Consider the following 24,456-nt stretch of genomic DNA (forward strand, 5'->3'; position numbering starts at 1 on the left):
TGTATTTACTACAAACCCATATACTTTATTTACACTTTGTATCTTAACATGTGGGTTGAAATTATCTTTACAATAACAGGGCTTTTGCTCACTTTTTCATTAAAAACCACTATGTTAAATATGTGTTTAAACCCTATAAACAATTCATTTTCTGAGCACTTTGCTGCTGATATTTCAGACAATCCTGCTGCAACTGTGGTATCACTGCCACTGCTTGCGGTCGTTCCCTGATTCCATTTATGAAACTTGGAACTAATCCCGGATAATAATGACTTACCTGACTAAACCACAGCTGTGCAGCCTCATTCTGATGTTCCTGTTGCAAGTAAAGTCCACGCATGAAAGTGTTGCTGTAAGGGCGATATTGGCCAGCGAGCAATGCAGCTTGTTTACCCCATAAAGGTAAAGAAGAATTAGTAACATTAAGTTTTTCAATAACCGCCATATCAACATAATAACGCAGAAAATACATCTGTTTACGCAAGTCATGCATACGGCTTACTTGTTCCACCTGTGGCATGTCACGATTAGCACGCACCTTTAAAAAACGTTGATAAGACCACATTTGCTGCAACAACAATCCCATACATATCAATATCAACACAGCCCAGAACTGGTTTGCCCGAACAGAGGCTGGCAGACCCAATTGGGTCTGCTGATGCTGTGATAACGGTGTCAATGCGATGAATAGCACAAATACAGCAAGAAAATAGCTATACCATAACGGATATTCCAACATACTGTGGCATAAAGACACCAGAATCATGCTCATCAGCACAATGGATGCCGGGTTAAATCCTTTACGTAAATGTGGCCATATTGCCCAGATAAAAGAGAGACTAGCAATCAAGAATCCAATCAATCCTGTTTCTGCTAGTAATTGCAGTACAAGATTATGACAATGAGTAAACAGCACTGTATTTTCATACTGGCGAAATCCGCTCGGATAGATATCAGTAATGGCAAAACCCTGATAAGCATAGCTGCCCCAGCCATAACCAAACCAAGGAGCGCTTTTGAATATCAGCCATGCTTTATGCCATTCCATTTGGCGTCCGGACTGAGCAAATCCACCCTGCTCCAGCCGAGCAGTACCAGACTGAAAATTAATATGCATCAACATTTCAAATAAAGGGCTTAGTATCAACTGAAACAGCAATACCAGTCCGATAGCTGTGGCTAGCATTAGCAACAAACGGTTTGCCGCAGCACCAGCGCGCCAGCGCCAGAAAAATAGTGACAAACCAATAACCAGCACATACACAATAATCGTACGTGAACCAATCAGCCCCATTACTCCAGTAAACCAGATTAATAGTGACCATACCAGCCAATTAGGCAGACGCCGTTGCTGCCATAAAAAACATAAAGCCAGCACACCCCACATCAGGTAATGCCCAAGATGATTACGCTGTGCCAACTGCCCATAAATATAATAATTACCCGGACCATTCAATATACCGGGAAACCAGCCAGTCACACCAGTAAACTGCAGCACACAGACTAGCGACTGTAACCATACCCCCAGCACCAGCGCCATAGCCAAAATAGTCACTGCCTGAGTCTGGCCAATGCGAATCACCCAGTCGCGTGCAGCCCAGGCCAGTATAGCAAGCACCATAAAAACCAACGCAGTCAAGTCAGACTGGCTGGCATAAGGCAGTTGCATTATGCGTGCCTGTAGTACTAACAGAATAGCAAGCAATAGCAGCCCGATAGTGGTAGCTGGAAGTGAAAACTGTGTTTTGCGTGTCAGCACGGTTAACCCGGCCAGACAAAGTACAAAAAACAAGGTTCCTGCTTCCAGATAAAAACTTGACAACGTACCAACACGCCAGCTCGACATAAATGGTACGATGCACAAGGTTAGCATTCCCAGCCACCAGATTAGGGGGGATGAACGGTAAATATTCGGACACGAATCAATTCGTGGCTGATTCATATAATTCTCCAACGAACAATGTCGTTAACTGGCTTAGTATTTATAAACAGGCTGCCTGAAAATTTTCAGGCAGCCTGTTTATTTCAGTATACAAAATAAAAAATTTATTGTCTCCGCGAATGAACGGATAAAGCTGTCTCTTTCCTGTCACCACCCAGACAGCGACATATCAGAATCCCAACTTCATAAAGCAAAATCAAGGGAATAGCCAGCATGGTTTGCGACAAAACATCCGGCGGCGTTACCACTGCTGCCACAACAAAAGCCCCTACTACGATATAAGCACGGGCTTTTGTTAACTGTGTAACTGATACCATCCCAATTCTGTTTAGCAGAATCACCAGTACCGGAACTTCAAATGTTACGCCAAATGCCACAAACATACCTAGAATAAAGGATAAATATTTATCAATATCGGTCGCCATACTGACTCCGACAGGCGTAATACCAGTAAGAAAACGGAATATAACTGGAAAAACCAGATAGTAGGCAAATGCCATACCCAGAGCAAACAATAATATGCTGGCAATTAACAGCGGCAAAACCAAGCGTTTTTCATGTCGGTACAAACCCGGTGCAACGAAAGCCCAGATTTGATATAACGTATGTGGCAACGTTAGCAAAAATGCTGCCATCAACGTAACTTTTAATGGTACAAAAAATGGCGCAATCACTTCAGTAGCAATCATATGCTGACCGGCCGGTAAATTTGCCATTAACGGCTCAGCTACAAAAGTATATATTTTCTGCGCAAAAGGCACCATAAGCGCAAAACACAACAACATAATACCCAGAATCCACATCAGACGGCGACGCAATTCCAGCAAGTGATCAATCAATGTCAATTCAGTATTTTCATCAACCGGCATTACAAGCACCTATCCATTAATGTCGGCGTACGCGCAATTTTGGGCTTATGCTACGCCGTGGTCGCATATCCCGCCGGCGTTGTAAAGCCTGCCGGCGTAATGAAACCCGATGCAGCAATGGCGCTTCTGCTACTGGTGGGCAACAATCAGGCAAGGGTTCTGATAATACTGACATACTATCTGCCTCCACATGCGATTCATCTTTGCCCAGCTGGCGTTTCAGTGCATCTACTTCGCCTCGGATACTGCGCACATTGGAGTTGATATCGTGCTCAAGTGTTCGGGCGGTTGCTTCTATACTGTCACGTGCCTGTCTGAATTCCGCCACTCCGGCCTGTTGGCTCAATTCGGTCTTAACATTATTAATAAAATTCTGAATGCGACCTACCCACAAACCAGCGCTACGCGCCACCTTGGGCAACCGTTCCGGCCCAAGTACCACCAGTGCCACAACGGCAATCAGTAAAATTTCACCAAAGCCCAAGCCAAACATAAAAGTCTTCTACGCTTTATTGTCATCATTATTATGATCGATTACAGCATCCTTTTTCGCGATCTCTCGATCACTTTCATTCAGTCCCTGCTTAAAGTCATGTACCGCACCACCCAGATCCTTACCAATATTGCGTAACTTTTTAGTACCGAAAATCAGCACAACAATCAGCAAAACCACTGCCCAATGCCAAATTGAAAAACTACCCATAATATTATCCTTTACTTCAACTGCCTAAAAAAAACATGCGCCGGCTGTTTATTCACAGCAGCGCACATTTAAAAATACGTTGTAATTACTGTGATTTACGGCTGGCTTTTTCTGTCAAACCAGAAATATGCTGTCGCTGCTGCAATTCCTGTAACACATCTTCAACCCGTATCTGATGATACGTTAGCAACACCATAGTATGAAACCAGACATCAGCCACTTCCTTAATCAAATGCTGTCTGTCACCATCCTTGGATGCCATCAGCACTTCACCAGCCTCTTCAATAACTTTTTTGAGGATTTTATCTTCACCGCTATGCAATAACTGCGCAACATAAGAAGATTGAGGTGACGCCTCTCGCCTGGCATCAATTATATCAGCCAGCTCAGTTAAAACCATGGCCACATCTGCTGCTTCTGGTGTTTGTGTCATCCTGTTCCCTTTTAATCATCATGCGTCTGCTCCTGAGCAGAACGCATATATATCTCATTTTCAGCTTTAATAACCGGCTCGACACTTTGCCAGTTACCATTCTGGTAAAGCCGAAAAAAACAACTGGTATGCCCAGTATGACAAGCAATACCGCCATACTGTTCAACCAGTAACACCACAGCATCACCATCACAATCCAGCCGCAGTTCATATACCTTCTGCATATGGCTAGACTGTTCGCCTTTCTTCCACTGCTGTTGACGCGAACGGCTATAATAATGAGCAAAGCCCGTTGTTACTGTCTGGCGCAAAGCCTGTGCATTCATCCATGCTACCATCAGCACACGCAAAGTATGTCTGTCCTGCACTACTGCACAAACCAAACCATGCTCATCCCACTTTACTGCATCCAGAAGCGTATTCACCACAGCAATTGTCCTCATTTTCAGGTAAATATACAACCACCATCAGACCTGAACTATACACGCATTTCAATACCTGCATGTTTCATTGCCATTTTAGCATCCTGAATACGTACTTCGCCGAAATGGAAAATACTGGCTGCCAGCACTGCATCAGCATGACCTACCTGCACGCCCTCAATTAGATGCTCAATATTACCCACACCACCGGAAGCAATTACCGGTACGTTAACAGCATCACTTACAGCCCGAGTAAGAGGTAAATTGAAACCGGCCTTGGTACCATCACGATCCATACTGGTCAACAGAATCTCACCTGCTCCACGCAGCGCCATATCCTGCACCCACGCTACTGCATCCAGCCCTGTCTGTCTGCGCCCGCCATGAGTAAAAACCTCCCAGCACGTATTTTCAGCGTCAATTGCCTTGGCATCTACAGCCACAACAATCGCCTGATTGCCAAAAAATGCACTAGCTTTGTTTACTAGCCCGGGATTTGTCACTGCAGCTGTATTAATCGATACTTTATCTGCGCCTGCATTAAGCAGCCGGCGTATATCTTCAACACTGCGTACCCCGCCACCTACAGTCAGCGGAATAAACACTCGGCTGGCTACCGCCTCGATAACATGTAAAATCGTATCACGATTATCTGAACTGGCGGTGATATCCAGAAAAGTAAGCTCATCAGCGCCTTCATCATTATAGCGTTGGGCTATTTCCACGGGATTACCAGCATCGCGCAAGGAAACAAAATTAACACCTTTGACTACACGCCCGTTATCAACATCCAGACAAGGAATAATACGCTTGGCTAAAGCCATGATACTATCTTTCTCAGCTATGCAATAGCAATAATCAGTTCAGCCAGCGCTCAACCAGAGTAGGCATATTCAGCTGTAAATAATAATAGACAACACCTATTATTATTGAATAAATCGCGGCACTTAGGCTACTGAGGCAAACAATATCAAATAACCATATGGCAATAAACACATAAATCCATTGCGCAATCCATCCCAATAACCAAGCATTGTTCACATCTGGCCAAGCATGTTGCATGATGCAGTTTACCCCCATCATTATGATAATAAACATACTGGCCTCAAAAAAACTCTGCCTTTTGCGATTCATTGTCAAGAATAGCCATAACGCCAATATCAGCGAACCAAATATATTAACCATCACACTGTCTCCCTAATCATACAATATTACAGTTAAATAAATTACACCGGTTTCCCGATAACCCCTGTTATCAAACATCATTATTTTTCAATATTTTTAGTCAGAATCCAGATATTTTGCTGGACAGATGAAAGCAGAATCTAGCATTTATTCTGGTCAGCCATGCGCTGGGCAGTTGCCAGATCAAGGGAACCTTCATAAATTGCCCGTCCGACAATAGCACCGGCAACACCTTGTTCTGCTACTGCGCATAGTGCCTCTACATCTGCCATACTGGTCACACCACCGGATGCAATTACAGGCACAGCAACCTCCTGAGCCAATTTCACTGTGGCATTTATATTGACACCGCCCATCATTCCATCACGCCCGATATCAGTATAGATAATACTGTCAATACCATCATCTGCAAACCGTTTGGCCAGCTCTGTCACATGCAAATCAGTTACTTTTGCCCAGCCATCAATCGCAACCAGACCATCTTTAGCATCCAGTCCGACAATAATCTGCCCGGGGAAAGCAGCGCATGCCTGCCGGACAAACTGTGGATTCTTGACTGCAGCAGTGCCGATAATGACGTAACTTAGTCCCAGCTGTAAATATCGCTCAATAGTATGTAAATCACGAACACCACCGCCAAGCTGAACCGGCACATTATCAGCCACCTGCTCCAGTATTGCTTTGATAGAAATCATATTTTCTGGCTTACCGGCAAAAGCACCATCCAAATCCACCAAATGCAAACGGCGTGCTCCCTGTTGACACCAGTGCAAAGCCATCTTTGCCGGTTCATCAGAAAATACCGTCGCTCTGTCCATTAGACCTTGTTGCAGGCGCACACACTGTCCGCCCTTTAAGTCAATCGCAGGAATCAATAACATATCAAATTCGCATATACCAATAGATTAAACACCACCACCATTAAATTAAACTAACATGTACCATCCCACTGCAAAAAATTACCCAGTAGCTGCAAACCAGCCACATGGCTTTTTTCAGTATGAAACTGGGTAGCAAAAACATTATCCTTACCTACTATACAGGCAAAATCACTGCCATAATCTGCCTTACCCATAACAATAGACGAATCTTGTGGCAACAGATAATAACTATGAACAAAATAAAACCATTCATCTTGTTCAATCGAGGCAAACAAAGGGTGGTTTTGAGTCTGATGGACGCGATTCCAGCCCATATGCGGTATTTTCAGCAATCTTCCATCCGCATCTGAAGCATTCTGAAAACGCTGTACAGTTCCTTGAAACCAGCCCAACCCGGCAGTATTACCTTCCTCACTGAAATCAAACAATAATTGAGCACCAACACAAATACCAAAAAAGGGTTTACTCCGTAAACCATCCATTAGTGCCTCGGCCAACCCGCTTTGCTGCAAAGCTGCCATACAGTCCGGCATAGCTCCCTGCCCGGGAAAAATAATTTTATCTGCCGCATATACCTCATCCGGTCTCGCCGTCAAAATAATTTCGGCCTGCATCTGCTGTAACTGATTTGCAGCCTGTACCGAATGCAGCACCGAGTGCAGGTTGCCCATACCATAATTAACAATGGCTACCTTCATCTTCAAATCTTTATTAAAATCAAATGAGTATATTCGAACCAGATTCTCCTAGAATCTGACTCTCATTATACGGGCTGATTGTAACCCGTTACCTTACATGAAATGAGAATCGCTAAGAATCAGCAAAAATAGATTTGTCCAATACCTAGCTATCATTCTGAAGTGAAAAAGCTTGTTCTTACCATCAATCATCCCGGTGAACTAATCTCATCACACTGGTTTTATCTTCCAGCTGACAGTTCATTCATAGCTACCAAGCACTTAGCATCAACCCGTCTATTAGTAACGACTGCGGATTTGGCAAGGAAACCATCATTATAGCCACCAGATTTTACAATCGAACATTATCACAAATAAACAAATAAATATATAAATAAAAAATTATTTATATATTTTAATCTTAAAGCAGCCATCTAGAAGCATGTCAAGCATTCGCTATCGTCACACAGACAAACATCAAAAGTAGTGTTAACAATATACTTAAGACAGTACAGAAAAAATTATCCGTAAATGTATACACCTCAACATATAATCAATCTATCTAGAACCATTAATCAGTCAGCGTACCCTTGGTTGACGGCATTACCCCTGCCATACGCTCATCCGCAGCCACAGCCATCCGCAACGCGCGACCAAATGCCTTGAAAATCGTTTCTGCCTGATGATGCGCATTCACACCACGCAAATTATCAATATGCAACGTAATCATTGCATGATTCACCAAACCATGAAAAAACTCACTGAACAGATCAACATCAAAGCGCCCGATTAAAGCACGGGTAAACTCAACGTTATACACCAGCCCCGGTCGACCCGATAAATCCAGCACCACCCGGCTTAACGACTCATCCAGCGGCACATAACTGTGACCATAACGTGTAATTCCGCACTTATCTCCCCAAGCCTGTTTCAATGCCTGTCCCAGCGCAATACCAATATCCTCAACTGTATGGTGGTCATCAATATGCACATCTCCGCGACAGCGGATATCCAAATCAATCAACCCGTGGCGTGCAATCTGATCCAGCATATGCTCCAGAAAAGGCACGCCAGTATCAAAATTCCCCACACCAGTGCCATCTAAATTAATGCTTATCTGTATTTTAGTTTCGCTGGTATTACGTATAATTTTCGCAGTCCGCATGCAATTTCCCATTCAAAAATCATTTACCTGCTTATTTGGCGTAAATTGCCAACAGCATTCCTCTATTTACAACCACAATCTATACCAACTCATGTCTGCCGACAAGACTGCCCTATTATTTCTTATCGTATATTCTTAAAGCAGCATCCCTACTAAACATAACATTATCCGGCAACTTACCCTTGCTTTCGACCAGTTTGACTACATTATATTAATATTTAGCTAATCTTATTCAGTACAACCATGAGCCAAACCAGCCATTATCAGTTAGAACAAATAGACAACACAGCTCTGCAACGCCTGTGTGGAGTATTAGACCAGCATATTGCCAGTCTGGGCAAAGCCTTAAATCTTGAAATTACCCGCCGTTTCGACCATTTCACCTTAACTGGAAAACAAATCAGTCAAGGAATCAAAGCACTGGAAAATCTGGCCAGCATCGCGCGGGAACGCGACCTCAACGATAGCGACGTCCAGCTGGCTGCAATAGAAGCCAAAACCAGTATTCATCAAGATACAGAACATCACGAACCTAAAGTCTGGACATTGCGTACCCGTCGCGGCAATATCGGTGGCCGTACTCCACGCCAGAACGGCTATATACAGGCATTATTAAAACATGATGTAGTATTCGGTCTGGGTCCTGCCGGTACCGGCAAGACCTATCTGGCCGTAGCCGCAGCCGTAGATGCCATCGAAAAACATCAGGTAGAACGCATCGTACTAGTACGCCCTGCCGTAGAGGCTGGTGAAAAACTGGGCTTTCTGCCCGGTGATCTGGCACAGAAAGTCGACCCATACCTGCGCCCCCTGTATGATGCCCTCTACGACCTGATGGGTTTTGACCGTGTAACCAAACTGCTGGAAAAAGGACTGATTGAAATCGCGCCCTTAGCCTATATGCGCGGACGTACACTTAACGGCGCGTATATCATACTGGACGAAGCCCAGAATACCACACCTGAGCAAATGAAAATGTTCCTCACCCGCATAGGTTTTGGTGCTAAAGCAGTTATTACCGGTGACACCAGCCAGATTGACTTGCCTAAAAACATCAAAAGCGGCCTGAAAGACGCGCGCGAAAAGCTCAACAACATTGACGGCATCTATTTTCATGTATTTACCAGCGAAGATGTAGTACGCCATCCTCTGGTGCAAAAAATCGTTGATGCCTACGATGCTGCTGCCGAAAAGGAGCAATAATCCACAATGGTGTTTATCGAAATAACTAGAATATTTAATCTACAATAATGGAATTCAATGATTTAAATGGTATAACTTCCTTATATAATGAATATAAACATTACATAACAGTGCATAAAGACATACAGCAACTAAAACAGAAAGTAGTGGAAATCATAGTAGCAAAACAATTTATTCCCATGATGAACGACCTCAAATGGATTAAATTGCAGCATGCTGTGAGCAGCTTAGCTTTTGAACCGCCTTATGTATTGCGCTGTATCACAGATAAAGATAAAACCTGTCACACCTGCTTAAACGAAGTACCAAACTGGCTAGGTGACTGGAGTAACTACTATCATGAAGGTATGCCTCCACTCTTTATGATTGAGTGGCTGAAAGTTCGACCACAACTAAGCCAGCATAGAGGCAGATTAATTGCCGATGCAATCATTGATGAAACCACTGCATTCAGAGCAATCCTTGAACGCCTGCGTATCCCTTATGATGAAGAAGACAACATTTTTACCATTTATGGATATAAACAGGCCAAACATACAATCTTAGAAAACACATGCCATCCAGCATGTTAAACTAGAACCGTTAAAACGGATTTCAACCAAGTATAAACATGCAAAAAACCATCCTGATCACCGGTTGCTCCAGTGGCATTGGCTATGCCACAGCACAATTACTGCGTCAGGACAACTGGCGCGTCTATACAAGCTGCCGTCGCGCAGAAGATGTAGAACGCTTACGTGCCGAAGGTTTTCATAGTCTGCAACTGGATATCACCAGTGACGAACAAATACATACTGCTATCGAAACCGTAATCACCGAATTCGGCCGATTGGATGCCTTATTCTGCAATGCTGGCTATGGCCAGACTGGTGCTGCCGAAGACATCAGCCGCGCAGCCCTGCAGGAGCAGTTCAACACCAACGTATTTGGTACTTGGCAATGCATCAATGTCGCCATCAAAATCTTTCGCCGCCAGCAACATGGCCGCATTTTGGTTAACTCCAGCATACTGGGTTATGCAGCCATGCCATGGCGCAGTGCCTACATCAGCAGCAAATTCGCACTGGAAGGATTATGCGACACCCTGCGGCAGGAAACTCATGCCAGCGGTATCCATATCAGCCTACTCGAACCGGGGCCAATTGCCACCCGCTTCCGTCCCAATGCCCTTGTCAAATTCAAACAGTATATAGATGTTGAAAACAGCGTACATCGTGCTGCCTATCAGGCGCAGCTCAACCGCCTGCAAACTGCTGGTGCTGTAGCACCATTTACATTAACTGCCGAACAATGCGCCAGCGTCTGCGTGCGTGCCCTGAATGCCCGCAAACCCAAAGCACGCTATCCGGTTACCGTACCGGCACATCTATTCTGGTATTTAAAAAAGCTCTTACCCATTAGCTGGCTGGACTGGCTGTGTCGTATTGCCGTCAGCAAACAGGGAAAGTAAAACAGAATCAACCATCCCTCTTATCTTTACAGCAAACAAAAATCTTACCGCAATGACAGAACCATCCAGTACACGCCATTATCCCGCAAGAGACACAACAACCGCACAAAATAAGCCCACAATCAAACAGTACCAAACTTGCTTGCTTCATCTAGCTTGGCAGGTAACGGCCGTAAGCGGCGCCAAACTGCTTAAAAATACAACACCACTTGATACATTTACGAGCAATTCTTCAGCTTAATAAGACTCAATTAAACAAATCCTGCTACAGCCTAAAGAGAAATAGAAAACTAAACTTTTATTTTTCCTGAAATTTAGCTAAGCTCATCCTGAAAGCCGATTAATCTTCTTCAAAATTGATTTCAACTAGACAAACAGTCTATAGTAAAAACTAGACCAGCCGTCTAATTATCAACAACAGGAATACAACCATGTTAGCTAAAGCCATACTGTTAGAAAAAAATCAGACCGCGTTTTCCTGTCACATCCAGAACATCACCGAAGAAGCGTTATTGCAGCAAACAGGCGATACCCTGCTTCAAATACAGTATTCCAGTTTAAACTATAAAGATGCACTGGCCATCACCAATACTGGCCCAGTAGTGCGACAGTGGCCGATGATACCCGGCATAGACGGCGTTGGAACCATTATTCACAGCAACAGCAAACAATATCAGTCAGGAGACAGCGTCATCTTAAATGGCTGGGGCTGTGGTGAAACCCATTGGGGCTGTCTGAGCCAGTATGCTTATCTCAAATCAGACTGGCTGATACCTCTGCCCACAAATATCAGTGCCCAACAGGCCATGATTATCGGCACTGCCGGCTATACAGCCGCCTTGTGCGTCCAACGCATAATCGAACATGGCATCACCCCGGAACAAGGCAACATCCTGATCACCGGCGCAACCGGCGGCGTGGGTTCAGTCGCCATCATGTTGCTCACCCAACTGGGCTACACCATCACTGCTGCCACCAGCAAAATCAACAACACAGATTACCTACAACAACTAGGCGTGCAACATTTCATCGACAGCAAAACCTTAGCCTGCGCTGGCAAACCATTACAAAAAGAACAATGGGCAGCAGCCATAGACGTATTGGGTTCACACAGCTTAGCCAATATCTGTGCCCAAATCCAATATGGAGGCATCGTCACTGCCTGCGGCTTGGCACAGAGCATGGATTTTCCAGCAACAGTTGCCCCCTTTATCCTCAGAGGCATTACACTGGCTGGTATCGACAGCGTTATGGCACCCTATCCAAAACGCATTGCCGCATGGGATTTTCTAGCCAAAAATCTGAATACCAAACAATTGCAACACATCGGACAAATCATTTCCCTGAATGAATGCCCCAAAATTGCACAAGACATCATTAATGGTACAACCAAAGGGCGATTTATCGTCGACGTAAACCGTTAAACGGACAACTAACAAAACACCTACCGTCCCCAACATGAATAGAAAACAATTCAGCTTAAAGTAATGTTAAAATAACCACAGCAAACCTATACAATACATAACCACCTGCACCACACAAAACAATGAACCCGCCAACCATCTATCTGGCTTCAGGCAGCCCGCGCCGGCATGAAATCCTCACTAACCTTGGCTACCATGTCCTGCGCCTACCGGCAGAAATTGATGAAACGCCTTATCCGAGCGAAAACGCAACAGATTACGTCCAGCGCATGGCACGCATGAAAAATAGTGCTGCGCTTACCACATGGCAACAAAACCAACAACAGCCACCCGAATTTCCCCTTATCAGCGCCGATACCACCGTCAGCTTAAATAACCTGATTCTGGGCAAACCAGCCAGCCCCGACGATGCATTCCGCATACTCAAACTACTTTCAGGACGTCAACATCAAGTTCACACCGCAGTTTGTATTTACTGGCACAACCACACCAGCGACATTCTGCAAACCAGCACCGTCCACTTCGCCCCCTTACAGGACGAGCAGATTACTGCCTACATTGCTACCGGCGAACCACTGGATAAAGCAGGAGCCTATGGTATTCAAGGGTTAGGTGGCATGTTAGTCGAATACATCAGTGGCAGCTTTACCGGCATCATGGGTTTGCCTGTATATGAAACCACCCAGTTACTCAGCCAATATGGCTGTACACCACTTAACCAATCACAATCAATCAGTTCCGTACCAGTATAGAATCATGAAACGCTCTTCATTACTGCTCATTGTCACCATTACCTGCATAGCTGCCTGTTCACACCACGAAAACCATCGCAGCGCCAGCGAAACTGCGGCTATCACCGCTTCAGATGTACAAAATGCCCATCTGGAAGCCACCATTACTCTCGACCAAATAGCAAATGAAACAGCTTCGGGCAGCAGCACACCAATCTCACATCACCATTCAGCACAACCTGCCTCCACCCACTTACAAAACCAATAAATCAAATATCTAGAATATTAACTTATCAACATTAAATCATAATAAATCCATAACATATACAACCCATCCAATAGCAATCAACAACAACTATTTAAAATAATCAATCAATTACAAAATCAGTTAACTTGCATCAACACAAGTAATATTCAACAGCATAAAGCATAAAAAAACAAAACATTACCGGCCATCTACAGCAAGCATAATTGACGTACAAAAATCAAAACCCTACCATTCTTGATTAAATAACTTAATCAAGATGAGCATCTTAATGGTTGATACCGCAACAAAATCCAATGGACATGGAGGCACCAGAGCCGGAGCTGGACGTAAAGCCAAAATTGCCGGGCCCAAAATAGTCAAACGCATACCTGTAAGCCTGATACCCACAGTAGAACACCTGATAAACCAACTGGCTGATACCCCGCTGCGCCCAGCACAACATCTGCCTGCCAATTGCTGGAAAATAGCTGACAACCTCAGCCAATTAAACATCCCATTAGCCACAGAAACCATTCCTGCCGGCTTTCCCAGCCCGGCAGAACCTTATATCAGCGATTATCTGGATTTCAACCAATACCTAATAAAAAACCAGGCTGCCACCATTGCCGTACGCTGTGGCGGAGACTCCATGCACGATGCCGGCATCAGCCGCAACGACCTGCTCATCATCGATCGTTCCCTCACCCCCAGACACCGCGACATCGTCATGGCCGACTTGGGTAACGAATTCACCATCAAACGCCTGCACAAACTAAGTAACAACCACATCGAACTGCATTCCGAAAACAGCAGCCAGTCCTATCCCAACTTCAGCTTTAGAGAAGGCGATACCCTCACCATCGTCGGCGTAGTCACCTACATTATCAAACACACCCGTTAACCCATAAATCATGTTATCAGATCAACAACTTGCCTTTGTCGATATCGAAACTACCGGTGGCCGTACTACCAGCGATCGCATTACCGAAATCGCCGTCGTCTACACTGAAGCTGGTCAGCAACAGCCACAGGTTTTCCACACCCTGCTAAATCCCAACACCAGCATTCCACCTTTCATTCAGACTCTTACCGGCATCAGCAACCAAATGGTAGAACAGGCACCACATTTCAACGACGAAATTGCCGATCAGCTCAGTGCCATTTTCAAAGGGCGTATCTTCGCCGCCCACAACGTACGTTTTGATTACGGCTTCATCAAAGCCGCCTTCAAACGTCTGGGCAGAACCTTCAACCCACAACAACTATGTACCGTCAAACTGTCACGTCAGCTTTACCCTGAACACAAACATCATGGGCTGGACAAAATCATTGCCCGTCACAACATCGACATGCACAACCGCCACCGTGCCTTTGCCGATGCACGCGCCATCTACGACTTCTGGCAGCAGCTCAAACACAACTTTCCAGCCGACATACTGCATCAGGCTTGCAAAACCATCATGCAACGCCCCAGCCTGCCCGCCCACCTTAACAACGATATCCTGAAAAACATCAGTGACGATTACGGCGTGTACCTCATATACGGCGATAACGACCTCCCCTTATATATCGGCAAAAGCAAACAAGTTAAAACCCGCCTGCTGAGCCATTTCGGTCAGGATGTACACAACAACAAAGAAATGAGCCTGTCACAGCAGGCCAAAAAAATAGACGTAATCCCTTGCAGTGGCGAACTGGATGCCCTGCTCACCGAATCTGCACAAATCAAACAGCGCCAGCCTATCCTCAACCGTCGCCTGCGCCGTCAGAAAGACCTGTTCAGCTTCCAGCTCAGTACCAACACACACGGCTACGACACCTTGAACATCGTGCCCATGCATCACGTCCAGTTCAACCAGCAACAGCGCTACTACGGCCTGTTTCACAGCAAAAGCGATGCACAGAAAGCCATCAAAAATACCATCAGCAACACCGACCTGTGTCTGCAAACCCTTGGTATCGAAAAAGGCAGCAGCAACCGCCCCTGCTTCCGCCACCAACTACACCAATGCAGCGGCGCTTGCATCAACAAAATTACTGCCACCACCCATAACCTCAAACTGGCACTGGCCTTACAAAAAATCAAACTGGCCGATTGGCCATTTACCAGCTATGCCTATATCAAAGAACAACAAAAATACCATATCTTCCATCAATGGATTTATCTGGGTAGCGCCAGCAACAACGACCAACTGCACACCATCCTCAGCCAGCCACAAGGCCAGCTCGATCGAGACATTTATCAAATCATCCAGCAGCACAAACACCGCCTGCAAGCCCTGAATCCCACTCATGTTTGCCCTGATTGACGGCAATAACTTCTATTGCTCCTGCGAAAGAGTTTATCGCCCTGAACTCAAACAACAGCCCATCATCGTCCTGAGTAACAATGATGGCTGCGTCATCTCCCGTTCTAGCGAAGCCAAAGACATCGGCATCAAAATGGGCGTCCCCTATTTCCAGATTCAGCACCTCATTCAGCAGAGAAAACTCACCGTTTTTTCCTCCAATTACGAACTATATGCCGACCTGTCACGGCGCATGATGAACACCATCGCCTCCCTCGTGCCAGCGATTGAAATCTACTCCATCGACGAATGCTTTGCCGACCTGCACAACCTGAATAACCTGCACCAGCTCGGCCACAACATCCGCAACCGCATCCAGCAATGGGTAGGTATACCCACCTGCGTCGGCATCGCACCCACCCGCACTCTGGCCAAATTCTGCAACCATCTGGCCAAACGCTACCGCAACCATTTCAACGGCGTCATCGTCTGGACAGACTGGAATCCCAACATCCAGCAACGCGCCCTTGCCAGCACCCCTGTTAGCGAAATCTGGGGAATCGGCCGCAGAATCGGCCAGAAACTCGCAGCTCAAGGCATCCATACCGCCCTCGACTTCATCAACGCCCATACCCCCACCCTTAGAAAACAATTCGGCGTCGTACTCGAGCGTACCCAGCGCGAAATGCAGGGTTTACCCTGTAGCGAACTCATCATCAACGAAGCCAGTCGCCAACACATCGTTCGCAGCCGCAGCTTTGGCAACATAATTACCAGCCTCAACGGACTGCAAGCAGCCATCAGCCACCACATCAGTGCTGGTGCGGCCAAACTGCGTCAACAAAACAGCCACGCCCACATCATCAGCGTTTTTATCTACACCAACCGCTTTCGCCACGACCAATCTCAATACAACGGCTACCAGTCTATCAAACTGCCACAGCCCAGTGCCGACACCCTCACCCTAAACCATATCGCCCAGAATCTGCTGCGCAACATCTACCGCCCCGGCTACAAATATAAAAAATGCGGCATCGAACTAAGTGGCATTGAACCAGCACAGACATTCCAGCAACAGGACTTACTTTATCCCAACCAACACAACCACAGCACCAAACTCATGAGCGCATGGGATAGCATCACCAGCCGTTACGGCCGCAACAGCATCCAGCTAGGCAGCGAACTGCAATCCAGCCACTGGCACATGACCCGCGCCCAACTCAGCCCGTGCTATACCACCCAGTGGCATAATTTACTAGAGGTAACAGATTAATTGGCCAGAAATAATTACCTTTAAACCATACCAAAATTAATAATTAACCACATAATAAGTTGTAAAAAAGAGAATAAAAAACCATATAATTTATTATAAACATATCGAAATTACGATTTAAATTTAAAATAGGTTAATATTGGCTTTCCATTAGCATACAAAAATAGCTAAATAATGAACTTTTCACACTCATTAGCAAAATATAATCGATACTATACGGAAAGTAAGGTCTGGAAATTACTTAGAGCAACTACTGCACCACTCATTCTTGCCTTTATTGAGCAATTATTTTCCACTGGACAAAATGAAGTACCCTATAGTCAGGCTCGCGTGTTACTAGAAGCAGAATTGGAAAACAACCTGTGGGAAGCAGATACACCAGCATCCACCTATATTAATCAATGGATCAAAGATGGGTGGTTGCGTGAGATGGACAATAAACTAACTAAAACGGATGCATGCGAAATTGCATTGCGTTTCTGTCAGGGATTCGACGAACGTAGCATCAATACCAGCGCTTCACATCTACGGATTGTACAAGAGGCCGTTCGGGAACTAGTTATCGCATTAAACGAAAATCCAGAAGAAAGAATTGCCCTGCTCAACCAGCGCAAAGCTGAGCTGGAAAAAGAAATTGAAACCATACAAACCAAAGGCATTAAAATACTATCTGACCAGCAACAACGAGAAAGATTACGCGAAATCTACCAACTTGCTTCCGTATTAACCAACGATTTTCGCTATGTTGAAGAGGAAATTCGTCGTCTAGATCAAAATATCCGCGTCAAAATGATAGAAAAAGATAATAATCGTGGAGCAGTATTGCAAGCCATTATGGATCAGGAAGCCCTACTTGCCCAAAGCGATGCTGGCAGCGCATTTGAAGGATTCTTTCAACTACTTTGTGATCCAAACCGTTCAACCGAATTTAAAGAACAACTGGATATTATTCTCAGCCAGACCTCAGCCAGTCACCTGCAACCACCACAACGTAAATTTCTCAAACGTTTATTACAGGAACTCAATCAGGAAAGTGAACATATATTTCAAATCCGTCGGCGAACAGAAGAAAGCCTGAAAACCTATATCGAAAGTGGCGCAGCACAGGAAAAACGTACTGTTGATCGACTAATCACACAATTAGAACAACTAGCAGTCAATTTCACCAGAAATAAAGTTAACTTTAAACAAACTACCAGCCTAACATTACCTACCGGCAACATAGAAATTAACTCTCCCGACTCAATATCTTTAAAAGAACCCATAGCAGCAATACAAATCGCAGACATCACAGAACATACCAACTCAACCGCCCCAAGTGAAGCAGTCATAACCTTACTAGATACAGTACAGATTAAAGAATTAGCTACCACCATTTATCACAACCTTTGTACATTTGGACCATTAACTATCGCCGGTCTGGTTGAGAAAAAAGCAATTAACTTTGGACTGGAAGAACTAGTGGCCTATTTAAGGATTGCCCAGCATATTCAGGCAACCGAACTAAACACTAAAGAATCTATTATCATTCAGGATAAACAGGGAGTTCAGATAAAAGCCACTCTCCCCAAATATCTACTCAGTGCCTCACTTTTTCCTGCTAATCTGGAAGAGCTTTCACTATGAACCAAGAAGAAAATGACAAAAAATTATCAGCTGGCGAATTTTTTGATCAGCTTTGTGCAGAAATGATCCCCGTCGATTCTGTTAATCAACCAGACAATGAAATTATTAATAATGACGCAGAATACGCACAGTCGCCAATATTGCAGCCGGACAATATCGCACAACCAGAGTCTAGCTTCCTACCAACAGAAGCCAGACATGCTTTAGTAGCCTTACTCAAACATGGTGTGATTTTAGCTGCGCAAAAAAACAATATATTTACCAGTATTTGTCATTACAAAGCTCAAATAGAAACTTATTTAGCCAATATATATCTAAAATTAATATTGGATCAGCACTATGGAGTAGCTTACATCACCCAAATAAAAGAGGCCACAGAAGAAAATGATGAAATACCGCTATTAATCAATAAGCGGCAACTGACAGTTCATGACACATTAATATTAATTATCCTGCGTAAGTACTTTCAGGAACGAGAAACAGTAGGAGAAAGCAAAATAATTATCAGCTTTGAGCATATTGAAGAACTTTTAACCCCCTTCTCACCACTAACTAATCACTCGACACTTGAAAAAAAGACTCTTAACGCTGCCCTAAACCGTATGAAAGAGCGTCATATACTGGCAAACGTACGAGGCAGCGAGGATCGTTATGAAATCACGCCCATTATCCGCTATATTGTTAACGCCAGTTTTCTAGAAAACATGCTTACAGAGTACAGAAAATTAAGCGAAAAAGTACAGTCCGATACAGTAGAAGCAGAGAAAGAAGAATCAAATGAATAAACCCATGATAGATAATGAGCTATTCAAAGTTGGTCAAATCCGCTTACATGAACTATCTGTGTATAACTGGGGATCATTCCATGGTTTGCATACAGCCAAAATCGATCCAGTTGGTACACTAATAACTGGCGATAACGGCTCAGGTAAAACTACATTTATTGATGGATTGATGGCATTACTACTGCCAGCAGGACGCGCCAGTTTTAACGTTGCCGCAGCACAAGGTGATCGCAGCGACAGAACCCTGCTTTCATATATGCGCGGCAACTTCGGCTCCGCACATGACGGCAACAGAACCAAAGTAAAAAGCAAACGCAACCAATCAGTTATCACAGGATTACGTGCCTGTTATCTAGCTGATGAGGGTAATTACATCACACTGGCCGTATTATTTTGGGCAACACCTTCTGCAACCTCTTCAGCAGATATCAATCGTCACTACGTCATTGCCAATCGTAACCTTCAGCTTAAAGAATTACTGGAATACTTTAGAGATGGTGAACGACGCCTACTGAAACAGAGATTAAATAATGATGCAACAATTGCTTATTCAAACGACAATTTTTCTGACTATCAGGCACTCTACCGCAAATTGCTGCACATGGATAACAAAAACACCCCTGCTCTATTATCCCGAGCCCTAGGTTTAAAAAAAATCGACGACTTAACAGCCCTAATTCGTGAGCTCGTACTTGAACCAAGTGAAATCAAAGAAGAAGCTCGTAAAGTTGTAAAAGAATTTGCAGACTTAGAAACCACACATGCACAACTGCTTGACGCAAAAGAACAGCAGCGACATTTAATTAAATTACCTGAACTCAATCAGAAATATAATAATTGTCTAGAAATCTCAAATAACCTTGAACAGGAAAAAAACGGATTAACAGCCTATTTTGGCGAACTAAAATGTCAACTCTATACCACCAAGCTTCAGCAGCTTCAAAAACAAATTGATCACTTACAACACAAGCTCGACGAACTAAATCAAAATGAGCAAGAGTTAGAAAGCCAGGTTGAAAATTACCATGCAGCTTATCTTCTCGCCGGTGGCGAAAGCATTGAACCACTAAAAAAACAGCGTAAACATGTACAACTTGAATTAGAACGCGTAAATCTACAGGCATCAAAATATCAGAAAGAAACCCAAACATTAGGGTTAAATCCAGAACTGGTTCGAATACAATTTGAAAACAACCAACAACTAGCAACAGAAAAACTGCAAAACCTAAAGCAGGATACCCAAAATGCCCAAGATAGATTTGGTCACGTCAGTGGCGAATTAAGCAACTTACAAGCACAACTCAACCAAACCCAAGAACAAATTACCGGAATTAAGGCAAGACCAGATTCCAATATTGCACTCAAATTTCAACAACTTCGCGATGAAATGGTTGCATCACTAAACCTAACAATCGAACAATGTCGCTTTATTGGCGAATTAATTAACGTTAAAGAAAGTGAAAGTGACTGGCAAGGAGCCATTGAAAGAGCATTAGGCGGGCTCAGAACTACCATGATTGTTCCTTATGACGTTTTCTCACAAGTAACACGCTGGTTAAACACCCGTCACACTGGCTTGCATGTCAGAGTACAAGTCGTACCAGAATTATTTCAACACCAAAAAATAAAAGCCGAATTTAAACCGGAAGGCTATTTAAACAAACTAATCTGGCGCAATCATCCTTATCGGGACTGGTTAAAAAAGCATTTGCAGCGTTTCGATTTAACTTGTGTGGATTCAACCGAAGAGCTGGATAAAACGCCTTTTTCCATCACACAGGCAGGTTTAACCCATCTGGAACAGGGTCGTTTTGAAAAGAAGGATCAGAATAAAATAAATGATCAAACAGTTTGGCAACTAGGCTTTTCCAACAAAGCACGATTAGCGATATTAGAACAGGAGTTAACCTCACTGACACAAAAGATAGAAGCGCAGGCTCAAATCGTTCAGCAAAAGCGTAAAGATTTGGACAAAATCGAAGAGCAGAAACAGCTATGGCAAAAATTACAAAATTATTGCTGGGAAGAGATTGATCTACCAAGGCAGCAAGCTAAACTCAGTAGAATAGAAAAAGAATTAGCTGAACTATTACAAAACGGCAACGATTTAAACCAAGCACAATTACGCTGGGAAACGGCCAAAGCAGACTTACAACAATTACACGAACAAGAATTACAACTCAAGCAGGAACAAGGGAGTAGAAATAACGAGCTGGAAAACACAAAAAGAGAACTTCAGCGCGCACAGGATGATGCAGATCAAGGAATTGAACACACAGTAAGACAACTATTAAATCATCGTATTGGTCAATATAATGATGACATATTACCATCACTAATCAAAAAACAAAGTTTTTACCTAAAACAGATTGAAGATTCATTGAAGGAAAAAAACCAAGAAAATGAAAAAACGCGCGACAACCTGATTCGTGTCATGTCATATTTTAAGTCTCGCTGGTCTATAATCGCCAACGATTGGGCTACAAGTATTACAAGCATTGAAGATTATATAACTCACCTAATCAAACTGGAGCAGGAAGGACTGCCACAATTACAGGAACGTTTTAAAGAACGTTTAAATAAACATGCAACAGAATCACTGGCTAGAATCCAGCAACAATTAGATGCAGAAAAAAATGAAATAAAAGAACGTATTCAGGTTATTAATACCGTATTAAAACGTACCGAATTCAGAAAGAATACTTACCTTAAATTAAATACCAAAAACGAACTATATCCCAATGTAGCAGAATTTTCGAACCTACTCAGAATTGCTTTTAACTTATTTACCAGTGATGATCATGAGCGTCGATTTGAAACATTAAAAGAAATAGTCACAAAGCTGGATAAAGCCTGCAACACAACCTCAGCAAACACACTAGAAAGCCTACGCTTACTTGATCCACGTTATCAGATGTCTTTTTTTGCAGAGGAACTGGATAATGAAACCGCAGCCGTCATAGATGTACTGGAATCATCTAGCGGTAAATCGGGTGGAGAAAAAGAATCGTTTGCCGGCACCATTGTCGCAGCCAGTCTGGCCTATGCACTAACACCAGATGGGCATGACAAACCTGTTTACTGCACAGTATTTTTAGACGAAGCATTTTCCAATACCGCAGAAACAGTCAGCCGTCGAGTATTAAATGTTTTTAAAGCATTGCATATCCATATCAACTTGATTACGCCTTATAAAAACCTTAACCTAGCACGCGAAACAGCACGCTCCCTGCTCATTGCCGAGCGTAACCAGCAAACTCATGAAAGTCATTTATGCGAAGTAACTTGGGAAGAGATAGATACACAACTAGCACAAATAAACAATCCTGAAATTATCAAACAGGCCCAATCATTAGGAATTGAACTTACCCCAATAAAATATACTTAACTTCATATTTTTTATGGCTTGCCCGAATGCACAACATAAAAACCGAATTCATGCAAAAACTAACAAACAAAACACCGCAGGTATGAATATAATCCATTACACTATAAATTTTAAAGTGAATTACAGCAATATTAACCGCATCTGAACATACCTAGTGACAATCAGAATATGACAGAATTAAGCCCCAAATGGGGTAAACTTCCAGCGGAAGTTTACACACAAATCAAAAAACGAGAATGGGATCACCCAAAGCATCTCAAAGAGCGCTTACTGAATCAGCGTCAGTTTCCAATTGAAATTTCCTTGCTGCCACCATCAGGTAATCAGGTACTTGATAACATGATGCATTTTAAAAATTTCATTAATCAATGGGACAAATACCCACAACAAGAATGGATAAACTGGCAAGAAAAAACATTAAATAAGGTCGGTCAACAACGCATACCTACCAAGCTAATACTTAAAAATCGAACCGAACTATTTGAATTTTTAGGTCCAGAGGTACAACAAGAAGTCCACAAATGGGAGAAAACAATACAACCATTAATGATATTTGAGAAACGCTTTTACCCAGTTTTAATTAATCATTTATCTACTATTCAACAACTAACTGTCCAACAATCGACTAGCATTATTAGCATATTGAAACAGCTATATCCATTCATGGGTACTGGTTCATATCTACGTACATTACCTTTGCAAGGTATTGACACCAAATTTCTGGAAAATAATAAAGTATTAATCAGCGCTTTACTTGATGTTCTGCATAATGGCGCAATTACAAAAGCAGGTGGCTTGCTTAACTGGCTGGGATGTCTAGAAAGCACTAAAGGCTGGTTAATGGTCAAACCATTATGCAAAAAAGCACAAAGTGCTTTAGCTGAACTACCCATCTTACAAATGGATCAACATACACTGATGAAATATGAACTACCTGCTAATAACATTTTAGTAGTCGAAAATATTCAGTCAGGTTTAGCACTACCCCAACTACCAGATAGCATTGCTGTTTTTGGTGGAGGCAACAATGTCAGCTGGCTTTCTGCACCATGGTTAAAACAAAAAAAAGTAGGATACTGGGGAGATATTGATAGCTGGGGGTTAAAAATATTGAGCCAGGCTAAAATGCATTGCCCCCATATTCATACATTGATGATGGATGAAGAAACGTTATATAAATACCACAAATCCATGACAAAAGAATTAGAATCTTATCATGATCTCCCAGCCCATCTAAATCCAGCAGAAAAAAAAGTGTTTACCATACTACAATCTGGAAAGTATGATGATAATCGCTTAGAACAAGAACGTTTACCAAATGATTACATTCTTACCAAATTACAAAATTGGCTTTCTAATTATTAACCATAAAATTAGAAAACAGGATGAACTTCTATGATTTCCGAGATCTTTTTATTTTTCTAAAAATTTAATAGAACGTAAACCATTCAAATATTTGAACAACAGAACAATGCTTTCTTTCATATTTTAAATTTTGTTATGAATAACACTTTAAATATTAATCATAATTATTCCTAAATAACTATTATTTTTCACATCTAAACGTAAAATTTCTCAAAGTACATCTATTCAATAAGATAACCAAATACTCAAACTGAGTACAATATTTATATAGCTTATTGAAGCAATGTAAATATCCCAAACTTAGTACAAAACTGATGTAGAAAATCATGCTGCTTGTTTTAGTGTTTTATACTCAATCGGCGTCATATTATTTAGTGCTTCATGAGGCCTCTCAGTATT

The 24,456-nt window shown here is 43.1% G+C and carries 24 protein-coding genes; 13 read left to right on the top strand and 11 right to left on the bottom strand.

Features of this window, described 5'->3' with window-relative positions:
• Window positions 1–133: 133 nt before the first annotated feature.
• The 11 genes from J6578_RS05100 to hisB form a co-directional block, all read right to left on the bottom strand.
• Entirely contained in the window at window positions 134–1,942 is a 1,809-nt protein-coding gene (locus tag J6578_RS05100; RefSeq protein WP_239363414.1) for a PglL family O-oligosaccharyltransferase, read from the bottom strand.
• Window positions 1,943–2,046: 104 nt separating this feature from the next.
• Window positions 2,047–2,811 carry a twin-arginine translocase subunit TatC gene (tatC, locus tag J6578_RS05105; RefSeq protein ID WP_093091259.1) on the bottom strand — a complete coding sequence of 255 codons (765 nt, stop codon included), beginning with the start codon at window positions 2,809–2,811 and terminating at the stop codon, window positions 2,047–2,049.
• 16 nt (window positions 2,812–2,827) lie between these two features.
• Entirely contained in the window at window positions 2,828–3,304 is a 477-nt protein-coding gene (gene tatB / locus J6578_RS05110; RefSeq protein ID WP_287954032.1) for a Sec-independent protein translocase protein TatB, read from the bottom strand.
• 9 nt (window positions 3,305–3,313) lie between these two features.
• Complete coding sequence (tatA, locus tag J6578_RS05115; protein WP_093091263.1) at window positions 3,314–3,514, bottom strand: Sec-independent protein translocase subunit TatA; 201 nt, start codon at window positions 3,512–3,514, stop codon at window positions 3,314–3,316.
• An 85-nt stretch (window positions 3,515–3,599) separates the two neighbouring features.
• A complete protein-coding gene (locus J6578_RS05120; protein ID WP_502957989.1) occupies window positions 3,600–3,914 on the bottom strand; it encodes a phosphoribosyl-ATP diphosphatase in 315 nt (104 codons plus the stop codon).
• 44 nt (window positions 3,915–3,958) lie between these two features.
• Window positions 3,959–4,375, bottom strand: a complete 417-nt coding sequence (gene hisI / locus J6578_RS05125; RefSeq protein WP_287954034.1) for a phosphoribosyl-AMP cyclohydrolase — start codon at window positions 4,373–4,375, stop codon at window positions 3,959–3,961.
• A gap of 50 nt (window positions 4,376–4,425) precedes the next feature.
• A complete protein-coding gene (gene hisF / locus J6578_RS05130; protein WP_239427952.1) occupies window positions 4,426–5,193 on the bottom strand; it encodes an imidazole glycerol phosphate synthase subunit HisF in 768 nt (255 codons plus the stop codon).
• Window positions 5,194–5,227: 34 nt separating this feature from the next.
• Window positions 5,228–5,467, bottom strand: coding sequence for a hypothetical protein (locus tag J6578_RS05135; protein WP_287954035.1), 240 nt, complete (start codon window positions 5,465–5,467; stop codon window positions 5,228–5,230).
• Window positions 5,468–5,694: 227 nt separating this feature from the next.
• Window positions 5,695–6,435: a 1-(5-phosphoribosyl)-5-[(5-phosphoribosylamino)methylideneamino]imidazole-4-carboxamide isomerase gene (hisA, locus tag J6578_RS05140; protein WP_100149798.1), complete on the bottom strand. Its 741-nt coding sequence runs from the start codon at window positions 6,433–6,435 to the stop codon at window positions 5,695–5,697.
• Between the two features lie 50 nt (window positions 6,436–6,485).
• Window positions 6,486–7,133, bottom strand: a complete 648-nt coding sequence (hisH, locus tag J6578_RS05145) for an imidazole glycerol phosphate synthase subunit HisH (RefSeq protein WP_287954036.1) — start codon at window positions 7,131–7,133, stop codon at window positions 6,486–6,488.
• Between the two features lie 550 nt (window positions 7,134–7,683).
• Window positions 7,684–8,277, bottom strand: coding sequence for an imidazoleglycerol-phosphate dehydratase HisB (gene hisB / locus J6578_RS05150; RefSeq protein WP_287951354.1), 594 nt, complete (start codon window positions 8,275–8,277; stop codon window positions 7,684–7,686).
• Window positions 8,278–8,520: 243 nt separating this feature from the next.
• Between hisB and J6578_RS05155 the strand changes: the two genes are divergently transcribed.
• The 13 genes from J6578_RS05155 to J6578_RS05215 all read left to right on the top strand — a co-directional run bounded on the left by J6578_RS05155 (window position 8,521) and on the right by J6578_RS05215 (window position 24,057).
• Entirely contained in the window at window positions 8,521–9,480 is a 960-nt protein-coding gene (locus tag J6578_RS05155; protein ID WP_100149800.1) for a PhoH family protein, read from the top strand.
• Window positions 9,481–9,590: 110 nt separating this feature from the next.
• A complete protein-coding gene (locus tag J6578_RS05160) occupies window positions 9,591–10,052 on the top strand; it encodes a DUF6678 family protein (protein ID WP_143557741.1) in 462 nt (153 codons plus the stop codon).
• Between the two features lie 38 nt (window positions 10,053–10,090).
• Window positions 10,091–10,930 (top strand): SDR family NAD(P)-dependent oxidoreductase, encoded by an 840-nt coding sequence (locus tag J6578_RS05165; RefSeq protein WP_287954037.1) that lies wholly within the window; start codon window positions 10,091–10,093, stop codon window positions 10,928–10,930.
• Between the two features lie 431 nt (window positions 10,931–11,361).
• Complete coding sequence (gene acuI / locus J6578_RS05170; protein WP_287954038.1) at window positions 11,362–12,354, top strand: acrylyl-CoA reductase (NADPH); 993 nt, start codon at window positions 11,362–11,364, stop codon at window positions 12,352–12,354.
• Window positions 12,355–12,476: 122 nt separating this feature from the next.
• Window positions 12,477–13,106: a Maf family protein gene (locus tag J6578_RS05175; protein WP_287954039.1), complete on the top strand. Its 630-nt coding sequence runs from the start codon at window positions 12,477–12,479 to the stop codon at window positions 13,104–13,106.
• A gap of 4 nt (window positions 13,107–13,110) precedes the next feature.
• Window positions 13,111–13,353, top strand: coding sequence for a hypothetical protein (locus tag J6578_RS05180; RefSeq protein ID WP_239352377.1), 243 nt, complete (start codon window positions 13,111–13,113; stop codon window positions 13,351–13,353).
• Window positions 13,354–13,621: 268 nt separating this feature from the next.
• Window positions 13,622–14,233 carry a LexA family protein gene (locus J6578_RS05185; RefSeq protein WP_180296219.1) on the top strand — a complete coding sequence of 204 codons (612 nt, stop codon included), beginning with the start codon at window positions 13,622–13,624 and terminating at the stop codon, window positions 14,231–14,233.
• Window positions 14,234–14,243: 10 nt separating this feature from the next.
• A complete protein-coding gene (locus tag J6578_RS05190) occupies window positions 14,244–15,641 on the top strand; it encodes a 3'-5' exonuclease family protein (RefSeq protein WP_287954040.1) in 1,398 nt (465 codons plus the stop codon).
• On the top strand, window positions 15,625–16,893 hold the full coding sequence (locus J6578_RS05195) for a Y-family DNA polymerase (protein ID WP_287954041.1): 1,269 nt from the start codon (window positions 15,625–15,627) through the stop codon (window positions 16,891–16,893). Before J6578_RS05190 ends, J6578_RS05195 begins: the two co-directional genes overlap by 17 nt.
• A gap of 174 nt (window positions 16,894–17,067) precedes the next feature.
• Window positions 17,068–18,519 carry a DUF3375 domain-containing protein gene (locus J6578_RS05200; protein ID WP_287954042.1) on the top strand — a complete coding sequence of 484 codons (1,452 nt, stop codon included), beginning with the start codon at window positions 17,068–17,070 and terminating at the stop codon, window positions 18,517–18,519.
• Window positions 18,516–19,304: a DUF4194 domain-containing protein gene (locus J6578_RS05205; protein WP_100149808.1), complete on the top strand. Its 789-nt coding sequence runs from the start codon at window positions 18,516–18,518 to the stop codon at window positions 19,302–19,304. Before J6578_RS05200 ends, J6578_RS05205 begins: the two co-directional genes overlap by 4 nt.
• The gene (locus J6578_RS05210; protein WP_287954043.1) at window positions 19,297–22,692 is read left to right on the top strand and encodes an ATP-binding protein; all 3,396 of its coding nucleotides are present in this window, start codon (window positions 19,297–19,299) and stop codon (window positions 22,690–22,692) included. Before J6578_RS05205 ends, J6578_RS05210 begins: the two co-directional genes overlap by 8 nt.
• Before the next feature lie 168 nt (window positions 22,693–22,860).
• Entirely contained in the window at window positions 22,861–24,057 is a 1,197-nt protein-coding gene (locus tag J6578_RS05215) for a Wadjet anti-phage system protein JetD domain-containing protein (protein ID WP_100149810.1), read from the top strand.
• Window positions 24,058–24,456: the final 399 nt, after the last annotated feature.

Origin of the sequence: Snodgrassella sp., assembly GCF_024103505.1 — a bacterium.
Lineage (GTDB): Bacteria > Pseudomonadota > Gammaproteobacteria > Burkholderiales > Neisseriaceae > Snodgrassella > Snodgrassella communis.